Annotated in this window: 12 protein-coding genes; 9 read left to right on the top strand and 3 right to left on the bottom strand. The window is 72.2% G+C overall.

All coding sequences use genetic code 11. The features are described from left to right. The first annotated feature begins 5 nt into the window (after nucleotides 1-5). The 3 genes from AB0G47_RS05400 (at nucleotide 6) to AB0G47_RS05390 (ending at nucleotide 3510) form a co-directional block, all read left to right on the top strand. On the top strand, nucleotides 6-716 hold the full coding sequence (locus tag AB0G47_RS05400) for an ANTAR domain-containing protein (protein WP_360764305.1): 711 nt from the start codon (nucleotides 6-8) through the stop codon (nucleotides 714-716). A gap of 398 nt (nucleotides 717-1114) precedes the next feature. Further along, on the top strand, nucleotides 1115-2362 hold the full coding sequence (locus AB0G47_RS05395) for an aminotransferase class I/II-fold pyridoxal phosphate-dependent enzyme (RefSeq protein ID WP_360764304.1): 1248 nt from the start codon (nucleotides 1115-1117) through the stop codon (nucleotides 2360-2362). Further along, a complete protein-coding gene (locus AB0G47_RS05390) occupies nucleotides 2359-3510 on the top strand; it encodes an MBL fold metallo-hydrolase (RefSeq protein WP_360764302.1) in 1152 nt (383 codons plus the stop codon). The genes AB0G47_RS05395 and AB0G47_RS05390 overlap by 4 nt, the downstream gene beginning before the upstream one ends. A 54-nt stretch (nucleotides 3511-3564) precedes the next feature. Here AB0G47_RS05390 and AB0G47_RS05385 read toward each other — a convergent pair whose 3' ends face one another. Beyond that, nucleotides 3565-4182, bottom strand: a complete 618-nt coding sequence (locus tag AB0G47_RS05385) for a VTT domain-containing protein (RefSeq protein WP_360764300.1) — start codon at nucleotides 4180-4182, stop codon at nucleotides 3565-3567. Then, on the bottom strand, nucleotides 4179-4967 hold the full coding sequence (locus AB0G47_RS05380) for an MBL fold metallo-hydrolase (protein WP_360764298.1): 789 nt from the start codon (nucleotides 4965-4967) through the stop codon (nucleotides 4179-4181). Before AB0G47_RS05380 ends, AB0G47_RS05385 begins: the two co-directional genes overlap by 4 nt. A 94-nt stretch (nucleotides 4968-5061) precedes the next feature. Between AB0G47_RS05380 and AB0G47_RS05375 the strand changes: the two genes are divergently transcribed. From AB0G47_RS05375 to AB0G47_RS05365, 3 genes are all read left to right on the top strand, one after another. Further along, nucleotides 5062-5484, top strand: a complete 423-nt coding sequence (locus AB0G47_RS05375) for a hypothetical protein (protein ID WP_360764296.1) — start codon at nucleotides 5062-5064, stop codon at nucleotides 5482-5484. Nucleotides 5485-5563: 79 nt separating this feature from the next. Continuing rightward, nucleotides 5564-7711 carry a phage holin family protein gene (locus tag AB0G47_RS05370; RefSeq protein ID WP_360764294.1) on the top strand — a complete coding sequence of 716 codons (2148 nt, stop codon included), beginning with the start codon at nucleotides 5564-5566 and terminating at the stop codon, nucleotides 7709-7711. Between the two features lie 82 nt (nucleotides 7712-7793). Beyond that, on the top strand, nucleotides 7794-9203 hold the full coding sequence (locus tag AB0G47_RS05365) for an amino acid permease (protein ID WP_360764292.1): 1410 nt from the start codon (nucleotides 7794-7796) through the stop codon (nucleotides 9201-9203). A gap of 24 nt (nucleotides 9204-9227) precedes the next feature. On the opposite strand, the gene AB0G47_RS05360 is transcribed toward AB0G47_RS05365, so the two are convergent. After that, complete coding sequence (locus AB0G47_RS05360) at nucleotides 9228-10868, bottom strand: DUF6345 domain-containing protein (protein ID WP_360764290.1); 1641 nt, start codon at nucleotides 10866-10868, stop codon at nucleotides 9228-9230. Between the two features lie 293 nt (nucleotides 10869-11161). Here AB0G47_RS05360 and AB0G47_RS05355 point away from each other — a divergent pair, with 293 nt between their 5' ends. The 3 genes from AB0G47_RS05355 (at nucleotide 11162) to AB0G47_RS05345 (ending at nucleotide 14606) form a co-directional block, all read left to right on the top strand. Beyond that, nucleotides 11162-12223, top strand: a complete 1062-nt coding sequence (locus tag AB0G47_RS05355) for a MoxR family ATPase (protein WP_360764288.1) — start codon at nucleotides 11162-11164, stop codon at nucleotides 12221-12223. Nucleotides 12224-12309: 86 nt separating this feature from the next. Further along, nucleotides 12310-14106 carry a hypothetical protein gene (locus tag AB0G47_RS05350; protein WP_360764286.1) on the top strand — a complete coding sequence of 599 codons (1797 nt, stop codon included), beginning with the start codon at nucleotides 12310-12312 and terminating at the stop codon, nucleotides 14104-14106. A 74-nt stretch (nucleotides 14107-14180) separates the two neighbouring features. Then, nucleotides 14181-14606: an OsmC family protein gene (locus AB0G47_RS05345; RefSeq protein ID WP_360764284.1), complete on the top strand. Its 426-nt coding sequence runs from the start codon at nucleotides 14181-14183 to the stop codon at nucleotides 14604-14606. The last annotated feature ends 89 nt before the right edge of the window (nucleotides 14607-14695 follow it).

Below are 14695 nucleotides of genomic sequence, written 5' to 3'. Positions count from 1 at the left end.
AGGCCATGTCCCTGTTGCGCGAACCGGAACTGGACGGACCGGAATCCGCGCTGCCCGGGCGCAGGCTCTCGGAGCTCGCCGAGCAGGCCGTGCGCTGTACGGCAGCCTGTTGCGGGGCGGGTGCGACGGTCGCCGACAGCGGTGGCGAGCAGCCCGGCGCGGTGACCCATCCCGACCTCGCCGGACTCGTCTCCGTCCAGTTGCGCTACGGCGTGGGGCCCATACCGGCCGCGCAGGAACGCGGGGCCCCGGTGGACGCCGGTGACCTCTTGCGGGACGAGCGGTGGCCCGAGTATCGCGCCATGGCACTCGACTCCGGCGTACGCGCGAGTGTGACGCTGCCCTTCCAGCGCTCGGGGCTCACGGTGACCCTGACCCTGTTCAGCTTCCGCCCCGGCACGCTGGACGACGCGCGGCACGGGCCCGTGCGGGCGCTTGGCGACCTGGCGACGGCGGGGCTTGTCCGCGACCGGCGGTACCGTGCGGCGCTGAGCGAGGTCGATCAGCTGGGGGAGGCGTTGCGGACTCGGCCGGTGGTGGATCAGGCCTGCGGCATCGTGATGCATGTGCTCGGGTGCGGGGCGGAGGAGGCCTTCGATGTCCTCCGCAGGATCTCGCAGGGCTCGAATCGGCGGGTGTCGGAGGTGGCGGCGGGGCTTGTGCGGACGCGGGGGCGGGGAGTTGAGCGGGAGCTGGAGGGTCTGGCTGCGGGCTGAGTCTTCTCTTTCGGCTCGGCCCGGGACCTTGCTCTAGCCCGCCGCTTTGCCCGGCAGCGCGTTCGCCGTCGTTGGCTGTGCGTGCGAATCAGGCCGCCGCTTCGCGGCGGATCCTTCCCGCCCACCCGCCCGATTGCCCGGCAGCGCATCCTGTCCGGTGCCTTCGCCGTCGTTGCGCGCGCGTTCGAAGTGCGCCGCCGCTTCGCGGCGGATTCTTTCCCGCCCACCCGCCCGAATCTCCGCAGTTGCCCGCCCACCCTCTAGCCCGTCCGGCGTTTGAGGACGAGCTCGCCGGAGGCGGTGATCTGCGGTCACCTCGCGGCCGGCGGGGAAGGAAAACTCACCCAGGCGGAGCCCACCGCCGGGCGGGGGACGGCCCGGCGCGCTCTGATGGACGTATGCGGACGGAAGCGGAGGGACGTGGCCCGGTTCGGTACGGGCCGCCGCTGCCGGAGGCCGGGCTCCCCGTTCTGCCCGAGCTCACCGCCGTGCTCACCGCAGCCGCAGGCGACGTCCACGCCGAACCCCCCGGCGGCGGCCCCGCCCTCCGCGAAGCGGCAAGCGGCTACTGGGCCAGACGCGGCCTCGCCGCCGAGCGGGGCCATGTCGTCGCCGCCCCCGGCGCCCCGCCTCTCCTCCTCGCCCTGACCGCCGCACTCGGCCCCGGCGAGGTCCTGCTGCCCCGCCCCTGCCCCGCCTGGTGGGCCCCGCAGGCGCGGCTGCTCGACCGCGCGGTCTACCACGTGCCGACGCCCGCCGAGTGCGGCGGCGTCCCCGACCCGTACGCCCTCCTGGAGACCGTCCGCCGTATCCGCGACGAAGGCGGCACCCCACGTCTCCTGGTCCTCTCCGTCGCCGACGACCCGACCGCCACCGTGCCGCCCCCGGAAGTGCTGCACGAGGCCGTGGAAGCGGCCGTGGACGAGGGCCTGCACATCGTCAGCGACGAGACCTGGCGCGACACCCTGCACCGCCCGCACGAGACCGTCCTCATCGGCCCCGCCGAGATGGCCCCCGACCGGGTGACCGTCCTGACCGACCTCTCGGGAGCGTTTCTGCCGCCGGCCCTGCCCGCCGCGGTCGCCCGGTTCCCCGCCACCGCGCGCGGCACCGCGCTGCGCGCCCGCACCCTCGACGTCCTCACGGCGCTCGGCGCGCTCCTCGCGGCACCGGCCGCCGCGGCGGCGACGTACGCGCTGGGCGAACCGGACGAAGTCTCCGAACGCCTCGCCCGCGCCAACCGCCTGCACGCGCGCGTGGCCGGCGCCGTGCTGCACAGGGTCGTCGTCGCGGGTGCGCTCGCCAGGCCTCCGCGGGCGGGGCGCCACCTCTACGTTGACCTCGGCCCGTTGCGTTCCGCACTCACCGCCCGCGGCGTCGGCGACTCGCAGGACCTGGAGGACTTCCTCGGCGAACGGCTCGGCATGCCCGCCCCCGGCGGCCACCGCTTCGGCGACGACCTCGGGGCTCTGCGGGTACGTCTGTCCACCGGGCCGCTGCTCGGTTCAACCCAGCAGGAGCGCATGGCGTCCCTCACCACACCGGACGCGCTGGAATTGCCGCATGTGGAACGGGCGTTGAGCATGTTCGGGTCGGCCTTCGACGATCTCCGCGCAGCAACACGGCGAATGGAGCCTCCTCGGTGACGCAACAGACGCAGCCGTCGCAACAGACGCAGCAGGCAGAGCAGACGCAGCAGGCAGAGCAGTCAGGCCAGGCAGAGCAGACGCGACAGGCAGAGCACGCAGTACGGGTCACACAGAAGACGAGGCCCGCGGACGGGAGCCACGCCCTCCCCGTCCCTGTCCCCGCCCCCCTCGCCCCGCCGCGCACCCCCGGCGGGGCGCGTCTGTGGCCGAAGTCGTTCGCGGACCGGCTGACCGCGCCGCTGCCGGGGCTGCGGGCCCTGGCCCGGTTCGCCCGCGAGGGTTCGCTGCGGCCCACCCCCGAAGGCCTCGCCGACATCCAGCGGCTGCCCTTCGAACCGGGTCCGCTGCCCCGCGTCGACACCCGCACCGTCGCCGTCACCTGGGTGGGGCACGCCAGTTGGGTCATCCGGATCGGCGGGCTCACCGTCCTCACCGACCCCGTCTGGTCCCGCAAGATCCTCGGCACGCCGGCCCGTGTCACGCCCGCGGGCGTGGCCTGGAGCGCGCTGCCGCGCGTCGACGCGGTCGTCATCAGCCACAACCACTACGACCACCTGGACGCCCCGACCCTCGCCCGGCTGCCCAGGGACACCCCGGTGTTCGTGCCCGCCGGGCTCGGCCGCTGGTTCACCCGCCGCCGCTTCGGCAGGGTCACCGAGCTCGACTGGTGGGAGGCCGTCGAACTGGCCGGGGTGCGCTTCGACTTCGTACCCGCGCACCACTGGTCCAAGCGGAGCCTCGTCGACACCTGTCGCACCCTCTGGGGCGGCTGGGTGCTCACCGACGCCGAAGGGCAGCGGATCTACTTCGCGGGCGACACCGGGTACGGGCACTGGTTCGAACGGATCGGCGCCCGGTATCCCGGCATCGACCTTGCGCTGCTTCCGATCGGCGCGTATCACCCCCGGTGGTGGCTCAAGGACGTCCACTGTGATCCCGAGGAGGCGGTGCTGGCTGCGGCCGAGGTCGGCGCGCGGCGGCTTGCGCCGATGCATTGGGGGACGTTTCTGCTGTCCGGTGAGCCGGTGCTTGAGCCGCTGACGCGTGTGCGGGGGGCCTGGGAGGCGGCCGGGATGGATCGTGCGGATCTGTGGGATCTGGCGGTGGGGGCGTCCCGTGTGCTTGATCGGGACCCGCGGTCTTAGCTGAGGGTTCGTCTGCGGGTCCGTTGTGGCTTGTCGCGCAGTTCCCCGCGCCCCTTACGGGGCGCTTCGCCGCACCCTCCTCCACAGCCCCGGCGCCACGCTGATCAGCACCGTCAGGGTGACCGCCACCGCCACGCCCTGCCACGGCTCCTTGAAGAGCGAGCCGCCGAGAATGCCGATCAGTTGGTACGTCAGGGCCCAGGCCAGGCAGGCGGGGACGTCGCCGCGGGCGAACTCGCGCAGTGGCATCTTCGCCATCAGGCACGCCAGCATCACCGGGATCCGTCCCGCGGGGACGAGACGGGACAGGACGAGGACGAGTACGCCGTGGGCCGCGAGCTTGGCCTGGGCCTGTTCGAGGCGGTCCTCGGGCGCGCGTTCGCGGATCGCGGCGAGCCAGCGCGAACCGTTCTTCGACCGCATGCCCCGCTGACCGAGCCAGTACAGGGCGAGGTCCCCGAGGAACGCGGCGAGCGCCGAGACCCCGAACACCATGAGCAGCGCGAACGGCGCCGTCTGGTGGAATGCCACCACGGCGGCCGAGCTGACCAGCGCTCCCGTGGGCACCACCGGAACCAGCGCGCCGAGCACGATGAGCAGGAACAGCGACGGATAGCCCACCGCCTGCTGCGTCGACTCCGGCGGCACCTGGGCCGCCTGCGCGAGGATCACTGGGGCTCTCCCTTGGTGACCTCGGGCCGCACGCTCTCGCCGTGGCCGAGCCGGTGCACCGCCACCTCGGGTGCGAGCCGCGCCGCATGGCGCACGAACTCCTCGCCCGGCGCGTGGAATTCATGCGGGCGCACCGCGTCCATGCCGATCGGCCAGTACGTTCCGTAGTGCACCGGCACCGCGCTGCGCGGCGCGATCCTGGACAGCGCGACGGCGGCGCGCGCCGCGTCCAGATGGCCGTGGCCCAGATGCGGGCCCCAGCCGCCGACGGGCAGCAGCGCCACGTCGACGTCCCCCACCTCGTCGGCCATCGAGTCGAACAGGCCGGTGTCCCCGGCGAAGTACGTCCGCGACTCACCGCCCACCACGAACCCGAGCGCGGGCGCACGGTGCGGTCCGACGGGCAGCCGCCGCCCGTCGTGCAGCGCGGACACCACGCGGACGACGAGATCGCCGACCCGCACCTCGTCGCCGGGCACGACCTCGACGAGACGCAGGTGGGAGAGCCTGCGGGAGAGTCCGGGCACCGCGCCGGGGGCGCCGCGCGGCAGCAGTACGCGGGTGCCGGGCGCGATGCTCGCGAGCGAGGGCAGATGCAGATGGTCGGCGTGCAGATGGGAGACGAGCACCGCGTCGGCGACGGCCGCTTCGGGGGGCGGCAGCGCGCCTCTGCGGCGGCGCAGATGGGCGAGGCGGCGGGCGAACAGCGGGTCCGTGAGCACCCGCAGGCCCGAGTCCTCGATCGTGCAGGTGGCGTGACCCCACCAGGTGATCTCCACCGGCACTCCGGTTCCTCCTCCGCGCGACTGTTTACGAGCCTACGGCCAGGAGTAGGGTCTTCGGCTGACGACAAATGACGACAGAGGTGAGGGGGACGCGATGGGAGACACGGCAGACGTGGGCGGGATGCGGGTCACGTCGATCGCGAGCCTGACGCCTCTGGAGGAGCTGGATGTCGACCCCTTCCTGGTGGACTCCCGCAGCCAGCACGCGATGTGCGCGCGGTGGGCCGCGGCCCGTGGGTACGTCGTCACCCGTGAACTCGTCGTCCGGGGCCTGCCCGCCGACCACGCCGTCCTGTGGGCCGACATCGACGCGGGCCTCGTGGACCTCTTCGTCGTGCCCAGCCGCCGCGTCCTGGACCTCGCGCTGCGTTCCGCCGACGAGTTCACCGCGGAGTGCGGGCGGCGCGGGGTGCGGATCGAGACGGCGGGCCTCGCGGAACCGGCGTACGACGCGGTGATGAAGGCGTGTGTCCACCGGCGCTTGTCCATGCCCACCGCGGGGTACGACGGCCGTTGACCTCGCTGGTTCGGCCTGCGGTCGGCGCCGTATGACACGCTGGTGTCCGGTTCTGTCATGAAACGTGAGGCGGCGCGGCGTGGGGCGAGGGCGATGGCGGGCGGTCGGGAGTGCGGTGTGGCGGTCCGTCGCCGTATGGATCGTCAGTACGCTCACCATGCTCGTCCTTGCCGGGATCCTGCCCGACTTCCAGCTGCAGTCCGCGGACGGTGACAGCGCCACCCGCATCGCCGTCACCGCGGCCCTCGGCGCCGGTGCCTTCGGTCTGCTCTCCGCGCTGGTGTGGCCCCTCCTCGTGCGGGCGCTGCTGCTCGTCCCCGCCCTGGTGCTCGGTCTGCTCGCCTTCTTCCTCAACGGTTCACTGCTGCTCCTTGCCCTGCGGCTGATCCCGGACGGCCGTGGTGAGGCCAACCCGGAGACCGCCGTGGTCGTCGCCGCCGTGATGTCCGCCGTCGCCTCCGCCACCGGGGGTGCGCTCGCCGTCCGTGACGACGACGCCTACCGCAGGCGCCTCTACCGGCTCGCCGACCGCCGTCGCCACCGCGTCGTCGAGGGCCTCGCCGGGCCCACGTCGCCGGGCACCGTCTTCCTCCAGCTCGACGGGGTCGGCCACGACGTCCTGCGTGACGCCGTGGAGAAGGGGATCGTGCCGACCGTCGCCGGCTGGCTCGGGCGGGAGAACGGGCGGGCGAGCCACCGGCTCACCCCCTGGCGCACCGACTGGTCGAGTCAGACAGGCGCAAGCCAGCTCGGCATCCTGCACGGCTCCAACGAAGACGTCCCCGCCTTCCGCTGGTACGAGAAGGAAACGGGGGAGGTGATGGTCTCCAACCGCCCCGCGTCCGCCGCGGAACTGCAGCGCCGCGCCATCGCGCGCACCGGCGACGGCGGCCTGCTCACCGTCGACGGCGCGAGCCGCGGCAACCTCTTCAGCGGCGGCGCGGAGCAGCTCGCGCTCGTGCTCTCCATCGCCGCCAGGCGCGGCAAGGAGAACCGCTCACGCTCCGGCTACTTCGCCTATTTCTCCGACCCCGCCAACGCGGTCCGTACCGCGCTCTCCTTCATCGCCGAGGTCTTCCGCGAGATCGGCGAGTCGAGCATGGCCCGGGTCAAGATGCGCCGCCCGCGCGTGAACCGGGGCGGGCTCTACCCCTTCATCCGGGCCTTCGCGACCGTCGTCGAGCGTGACGTCGTGGTCGCCGCCGTCATAGGGGACATGCTCGCCGGGCGCAGCTCGGTCTACGCCGACCTCGTCGCGTACGACGAAGTGGCCCACCACTCCGGGCCCAACAGCCGCGACGCGGAGAAGGTCCTGCAGCGCCTCGACCGGTCCATCGCGCTGATCGCCAAGGTCGCCGAACACGCCCCGCGCGCCTACCGCATCGTGCTCCTCTCCGACCACGGCCAGAGCCCCGGCGAGACCTTCCACGCCCGCTACGGCCTCACGCTCGGCGCCCTGGTCAGGGCGGGCTGCGGGCTTCCCGTGCCGCGCAGGGCGCAGCGCACCCACAGCGGCGCCGAGGCCCGCGCGGCGGTGCGCGCCGCGCTGCGCCGCCCCGTCGAGGAGGGCGCCGAGCACCTGCCCGCCCGCCGCGCCGAGCCCATCGTGCTCGCCTCCGGCAACCTCGGCCTGGTCTCCTTCCCCGACGTCCCGCACCGCATGACCCGCGAGGAGATCGACCTGCGCCACCCGGCGCTCCTGCCGACCCTCGCCAACCACCCGGGCGTCGGCTTCGTCCTCGTACGCAGTCAGGAGCGCGGCCCGGTCGTCCTGGGCGCGCGCGGCAGCGAGGTGTACCTCGACGAGGAGCCCGGCGACCTCGGGCCGCTCGCCGACTTCGGGCCCGGTGCCGCCGACGCCGTGCGCCGCACCGACGGCTTTCCGCACACCGCCGACATCATGGTCAACTCCTGGTACGACCCCCAGGAGGGCGAAGTGCTCGCGTTCGAGGAGCAGATCGGCTCGCACGGCGGGCTCGGCGGCACCCAGGGCCACCCCTTCCTGCTCTCGCCGCTCAGCCTGTCCGCGCCGCTGGAGGACGGCCGTGAACTCGTCGGGGCCGAGCAGGTCCACGACGTACTGCGACGCTGGCTCGCAGAGTCCCTGGGACCGGAGATTCCGCTGGTGGGAGGGGATGCGGGGGGCCCGGACGATTCCCGGCGCCAGGGGCCGGGCGACACAGCTTTTGCGGCCACGGACGGTTCTGTGCAGGACAAAACACACTGATTTTGAGCGCATCGCGTCGTGCCCGACCATGGGCTCGCGCCCGGCGATCCCGGGCGCCCCGCACGACGAGAGGCACCACCCCATGCACGACCCCGGAACCGCACTCCTCTCGGATCCGGCCCCCGGTCAGGAAGAACGGCGCGCGGAGCAGCACGACGAACAGCACGAAGAGCAGAGCAGGCACGCTCGGCGCTTCGGACTGCCGATCGCCACCTGCCTCGTCATGGGCAACATCATCGGCGGCGGCATCTTCCTGCTCCCGGCCTCCGTCGCCCCCTTCGGCACCATCAGCCTCGTCGCGTTCGCCGTCCTCACCGCGGGCGCCATCGCCCTCGCGCTCGTCTTCGGGCGGCTCGCCCGGCGTGATCCGCGCACCGGCGGACCCTACGTCTACGCGCGTGAGGCGTTCGGCGACTTCGCCGGATTCCTCTCGGCCTGGTCCTACTGGGCCACCGCCTGGGTGTCGAACGCGGCGCTCGCCGTCGCGGCCGTCGGCTATCTGGACGTCCTGATACCGGTCGACGACCACAAGTGGACCGCCTGCCTGGCCGCCCTGGTGCTCCAACTGCTCCCCGCGCTCGCGAACTTCGCGGGCACCCGGTACGTCGGCGCGGTCCAGGTCGTCGCCACCGTCCTGAAGTTCCTGCCGCTGCTCCTCGTCGCCGTCGGCGGACTCTTCTTCTTCGACAGCGGCAACCTCGGGCCCTTCCAGGCGAGCGACGACAGCCCGATCGGCGCGGTCTCCGCGTCCGCCGCGATCCTGCTCTTCTCCTACCTGGGCGTCGAGTCGGCCGCCGTCAGCGCCGGCGAGGTGCGCGATCCCCGGCGCAACGTCGGGCGGGCCACCATCCTCGGCACGCTGGGCGCCGCCCTCGTCTATCTGCTCGGCACCCTCGCCGTCTTCGGCACCGTCGCCCACGACAAGCTCGTCGACTCCACCGCGCCGTTCTCGGACGCCGTCAACGTCATGTTCGGCGGGTCATGGGGCGGCATCGCGGTCGCCTGCGCGGCGGTCGTGTCGATCCTCGGCGCCCTCAACGGCTGGACGCTGCTGAGCGCCCAGACGCCGTACGCGGCCGCCAAGGACGGGCTCTTCCCGCCCGCCTTCGGCAAGAAGAAGCGCGGTGTGCCGACCGTCGGCGTCCTGGTCACCGTCGTCCTCGCCTCGCTGCTCACCGTCTACAACTACACGGCCGGTTCCAGCGGCGTCTTCGAGTCGCTCGTCCTGATCACCACGTTCACCGCGACCGTGCCCTACCTCCTGGCCACCGCCGCGCAGATCTTCTTCCTGATCTCCGGTCAGGGCGAGCGCGTCGACCGCGGCCGCCTGGTGCGGGACGGGATCCTCGCGGGCATCGCGTGCGGGTTCTCCATGTGGCTCGTCGCCGGGTCCGGGTACGCGGCCGTCTACCAGGGCGTGCTGTTCCTCTTCGCGGGCGTCGTCGTCTACGCGTGGATGGCGGCCCGCAAGAAGCGGACCGCCACACACTGATTCCCCGACCCCCGTCGGTCCGGCTTACCTGGCCAGAGGCGCGACCACCCAGCGGCGGGTGGTGAACATGCCGTCGGGCGGGCCGATCTCGATCAGCTTGCGGGCGGCCGGGTAGGCCTCGTTGCCCTCGATCTCATAGCCGACGTCGAACGTGCCCGGCACATCCCTGACCTGGGGCTCCTGCTGAGCCTTGGCGCCCTTGCCGCCGGTCTCGCCGGCCGTGACGGCGGCGAGTTCGGCGAGCAGCCTCTGCTGGGCGGCGGCCAGCGCCTTGCGCGGGTCGCGCTCCAGCGGCGCGGCGGCCGCCTTGCCGCCCTGGGGCGGCGGCGAGATGTCCGTGCTCGGCTCGCGCGTCGTGCCGGTGGTCTCACGGGTGGAGATCTGCGCCTGGACGACAGTGGCGTCGTTGTCCAGGGCCACCCGGATGACACCGCGGTCCGGGGTGATGACCGGTATGCCGTCGAAGACCTGCCGGAACGTCACATGGGTCTCGAGCGACACCGGCTGCCCGAGCTCGGAGCCGTCCTTCGCCCCGGAGTTCTGCATCAGGTCGTGCACGCTGTCGACGACAAGCTCGGCGCCGTCCGCGTGCTGCTCGGCGAACGCGCGCGCGGCCTCGACCGCACGCTCGGTGGGCAGCTGGCGCAGATTGCGGTGGTTGGCCTCGGCGAGCTTGACCCAGCGGACCGCGTGCGGCGCGGTCGATATGGTCCGGTCGCCGGAGGTGGCGCTGAGCACGCCCTGCCGCTCGACCTGCACCTCTTGCAGCGCCGCCGACGGGAAGTTGGCGAGCTGCCCCATCTTGGTGAGCTCCTGGCCCGGGTCGCGCGGCGCGAGCTGCACGATCTGCGGGCTGCTTGGCGCCTGCGTCAGGGGCTCCCTGAGGGTGTCGCGCGCGTAGTACCAGCGCCACGCGTACCAGTTGTCCGGCACGTGCTCGCGGTACAGGGTGCGCTCGCCGTTGAGGCGGGCGTTGGCGTCGGCCTGGGTGGCGCCGACCGCGCAGACCGAGGGCGCCTGACCCTTGTAGATGTCCCAACTCGCGTTCAGCCAGGCGTCGGTGAAGGTCTGCCCGGCCCGCCACTTCTCCCAGAACTTCTTGCCGTAGTCCGGGCTGTCGATGCTGACCGTCTCGAACCCGAAGATCATCCGGAAGCCGATGTTGGGGCCCGCCCAGGTGCGGATCGGGGAGTGCCCGCCGAGCACCCGCAGCGAGGTGCAGGTGGACCAGAAGACGTAGTTGGCCTTCTCGTTGCCCAGCGCCATCCGGTTGGAGATGGCGTCGCTGCGGCCGTCCCAGACCGCGCCGAGTGGCGCGAAGAAGACCCCGTTCCCGTCCATGCCGCCGTGGCCGGAGTGGTAGACGGCGACCACCGCGTCCATTCCGTAGCGGTCCTGCCAGTTGTCGTACGTCTCTTCGTACGCCCACACCTGCGCGCCGCCGTCCGCGAACCAGAAGTTGCGGTCGTAGAACTGCTGGAGGTACGCCAGCCACCCGGAGGCGTCGGCGTGCGTGTGGAAGAGCGGTGACTGGTTGACGAACTTCTGGATGCTGAACGCACCCCACCAGCCGAACGTCGAGTCGCGGTCGCCGGCGGCGCTGTGCTTCTCCGCTTTCTCCGCTTCCAGCGGAGACGGACCGCGGTCCGTGTAATTCATGCGCATGGCCAAACCCCCTGAGGTGGATTCCTCGTTCCGTGCGCGAGGGGGCCTCAAAATGTCACCGCGCCGGAACCTTGCACAGTTGCCATTCCGGCCATAGCGGGCACGTACCAGGGCTTTCGCCCTGCCCCATGCGCCTCCCCTGAGGGGGCGTGCGGGGTGGTACGAGGTGGGGCGTGATGGGCGTCCGTGGAACGAAAAATGGCATGCGCCCCGACTCGCGCAGCGCGCACACTGTTCGTACCGGACCCCGCGCACCTGCGCGCCCCACTCGAACACCCCCAAGGAGCCCCTGCGTGCAGGCTGCTGTCAGCGTCACTCCCGCCAGGATTCCCGAGCTGCTGCTCGGGCTCGCCACGGTGCGGCCCGTTTTCATCTGGGGCGCGCCCGGCATCGGAAAGTCGTCCCTGGTAAGGAAGTTCGCCGACTCCCTCGGCCTGGAGTGCGTGAGCCTGCTGGGTACGCAGCTGGCTCCTGAGGACCTCATCGGCGTACCGCAGATCCGTGACGGCCGTTCGGTGTTCTGCCCGCCGGAGTCGATCGCGCGGGACGAGCCGTACTGCCTGTTCCTCGACGAGCTGAACGCGGCGACGCCGGACGTCCAGAAGGCGTTCTACTCGCTGATCCTGGACCGGCGCATCGGCAACTACGAACTGCCCGAGGGCTCGATCGTCATCGGAGCCGGCAACCGTGCCACGGACAACGCGCTCGCGCGTCCGATCTCGTCCGCGCTCGTCAACCGGCTTGCGCACGTGCACCTTTCGGCATCCGTGACGGACTGGCTGGGGTGGGCTGCGGGGCACGGCATCCACCCCTGGATCACGGACTACCTGACCGACCGGCCCGACCACCTGTGGTCGAAGCCGCCGAAGACGGAGGAGCCGTTCTCCACGCCACGGTCCTGGCACATGCTGTCCGACGCGCTGCACTCGTTCGGGCCGACGCTGGACGAGGAGACCCTGAAGGCCGTCGCGCACGGGACGCTGACGCCGGGGCACGCGGTCGCCTTCTGCGGATACGTCAAGGTCGTCCGGAGCCGGTTCGGGCTCGACGCGATCCTGAAGGGCGATGCGCGGTGGCCTCATCGGCCGGAGGAGCGGGACCTTCTGTACTACCTCGCGGAGTCGTTCAGGGGGCGGTTGGCGAAGGAGCTCCCGGCATCGAAGGAGCACGCCTCGCCGTCCGTCCGCCAGACGGCATACCGGGCCAAGTCGCTCCTTGTGCAGCTGGCGGAGATCTCGGTGGAGGTCGCGCAGACGGTCATCGCGGACGACGCGGACGGCAATCCGCTGCTGCCGGCGTGGTTCCTGGTGGAGGCGGCGAGGGACATGCCGCGCCTGGTGGAGGCGAGGCGGTGACGCCGCTTCGCGGCGGTCTTTTCCCGCCCACCCACCCGATTGCCCGGCAGCTGCCAGGCACGCAAAGCCCCCAGGAGTAACCCCGCATGACCCGCCCCCGCAAGGACAAGAAGCCCCGACCCGACCCCGCAACAGAGGCCTACCTCAAGGGGCTTGCCATGGTGCGGAGCAACCCCGCCCTCGACTCCCTGGAAGCGGACTTCTGCCGGAGCGGCTGTCGCGTCGCGCCCGCGCGAGGCCACGCCCTCGTCGACTCCGACGGCTGCGTGCACGTCCACCCCACCCGCCTCGCCACTCCCGGCGAATGGGCCTGGGCCCTTTCCCACTGCCTCCTTCACCTCGGGTTCGGTCACGTCCCCGCCGCCAAGGGCAAGCGCGAGCAGCCGGACCGGTTCGACCTCGCGGCGCGCTGCGTGGTCGTCCACCGGTTCCAGCAGACGTTCCCCGTCGGCAGCCCGCCCGACGACCTGCCCACCACGTTCCCCGGCGGCGACGAGGAGCAGCTCGCCGCGCGCTGGCGGCGTGACGGCATCCCGCCCCAGTACGAGCACTGCGGCGCCGGCGGCACCGCCCCCGACCAGGTGCTCGAGCCCTGGCCCGCGTGGTACGGCCCGGTCAAGGACTGGCAGACCGTCTTCGCGCACGCCCTCACCCGCACGGTGTCCGCCGCCATGGACGTGGCGGGCGGGCGCCGTGACGAGCTGAAGGGCGAGCGCGTGCCCACCCGCCCCTGGGAGCGCGCGCTCAACTGGTTCGTGTCCTCCTACCCCCTCCTCGGCGGCATCGCGGCCGGCATGACGGTCGTCGCGGACGCCGAACTCGCCCGCGCCCACGACATCTCCGTCGCCGCGGTCAACGCCGACGCCGGGGAGATCTACATCAACCCGCTGAAGCGGTACGCCGACGAGGAGTGGCGGTTCATCCTCGCCCACGAGATGCTGCACGCCGCCCTGCGCCACGGTGATCGGCGGGGAGCCCGCGACGCGTATCTCTTCAATGTCGCCGCCGATTACGTCATCAACGGCTGGCTGCGCGAGATGGGCGTCGGCGAGATGCCCGAAGGGCTCCTGTACGACCCGGAGTTGGCGGGGCTCAGTGCCGAGGAGGTGTACGACAGGATCGTCGCCGATCAGCGCCGCATGCGCCGGATGGCGACCCTGCGCGGCAAGGGGCGCGGCGACATCCTCGGGGAGCCGCTCGGACCGGTGGGGGACTACGTCGACCTCGACGAGTTCTACCGGCGCGGACTCGTGCAGGGGAATGAACTGCATCACCAGCAGGACCGGGGGCTGTTGCCAGGCGGCCTCATCGAGGAGATCCGCGCGCTCGCGAATCCGCCCGTGCCGTGGGACGCCCAACTGGCCCGCTGGTTCGACGAGTTCGTGCCCAGGCCGGAGCCCCTGCGCAGCTACGCGCGGCCCTCGCGCCGCCAGGCCTCGACCCCCGGCATCCCGCGCGCGGGCCGCTATCACCCGCCCGAGGAGATCGCCCGCTGCACCTTCGGCGTCGTCCTCGACACCTCCGGGTCCATGAGCCGCGTCCTGCTCGGCAAGGCGCTCGGCGCCATCGCCTCGTACGCCACCGCACGCGACGTACCGGCGGCCCGCGTCGTGTTCTGCGACGCGGCGCCGCACGACGCGGGCTATCTGCCGGTCACGGAGATCGCGGGACGGGTACGGGTGCGCGGGCGCGGCGGCACCGTGCTGCAGCCCGGCATCGATCTGCTGCAGCGCGCGGACGACTTCCCGGCGGCCGCGCCGGTCCTGGTGATCACCGACGGGGAGTGCGATGTGCTGCGGGTGCGCAGGGAGCACGCGTATCTGCTGCCGTCCGGTGGCCGTCTGCCGTTCACCGCCCGTGGGCCGGTCTTCCGCGTGCGCTGAGTCAGGGTGTGATCGGATGGGGGTACACGGAAGTTCCGAACGCATCACGGAACCGCACTGAAGGGATCTCCATCGTGGCTACCACGCGCTCCGCGCACACGGTCTGGGAAGGCAACCTGCTCCAGGGCGCCGGAACCGTCACCTTCGACTCCTCCGGAATCGAGGAGCAGGCGGTGTCCTGGCCGTCCCGCGCCGAGCAGGCGAACGGCAAGACCAGCCCGGAAGAGCTGATCGCCGCCGCGCACTCCAGCTGCTTCTCCATGGCCTTCTCCAACGGCCTTGACAAGGCGGGCACCCCGCCGACCCGCCTGGTCACGTCGGCCGACGTGACGTTCCAGCCCGGCACCGGCATCACCGGCATCCACCTCACCGTCGAGGGCACCGTGCCCGGCATGGACGAGGCCGATTTCATCGCGGCCGCCGAGGAGGCCAAGGTCAACTGCCCGGTGAGCCAGGCGCTGAAGGCCACGCCGATCACGCTGACGGCGAAGCTGGCCTGACGCCGGCGCACGCCCGCGCGCAACCGGCCGTGCCGCCGTCCCTTCGGGGGCGGCGGCACAGTCGTACCCGCTCGAACCCGCAGACGCGG

Origin of the sequence: Streptomyces sp. NPDC021622, from assembly GCF_040640795.1 — a bacterium.
Taxonomy (GTDB): Bacteria; Actinomycetota; Actinomycetes; order Streptomycetales; family Streptomycetaceae; genus Streptomyces.
The sequence above is the reverse complement of the archived record's forward strand: the minus strand, read 5'-3'. Positions and strand labels throughout refer to the sequence as shown.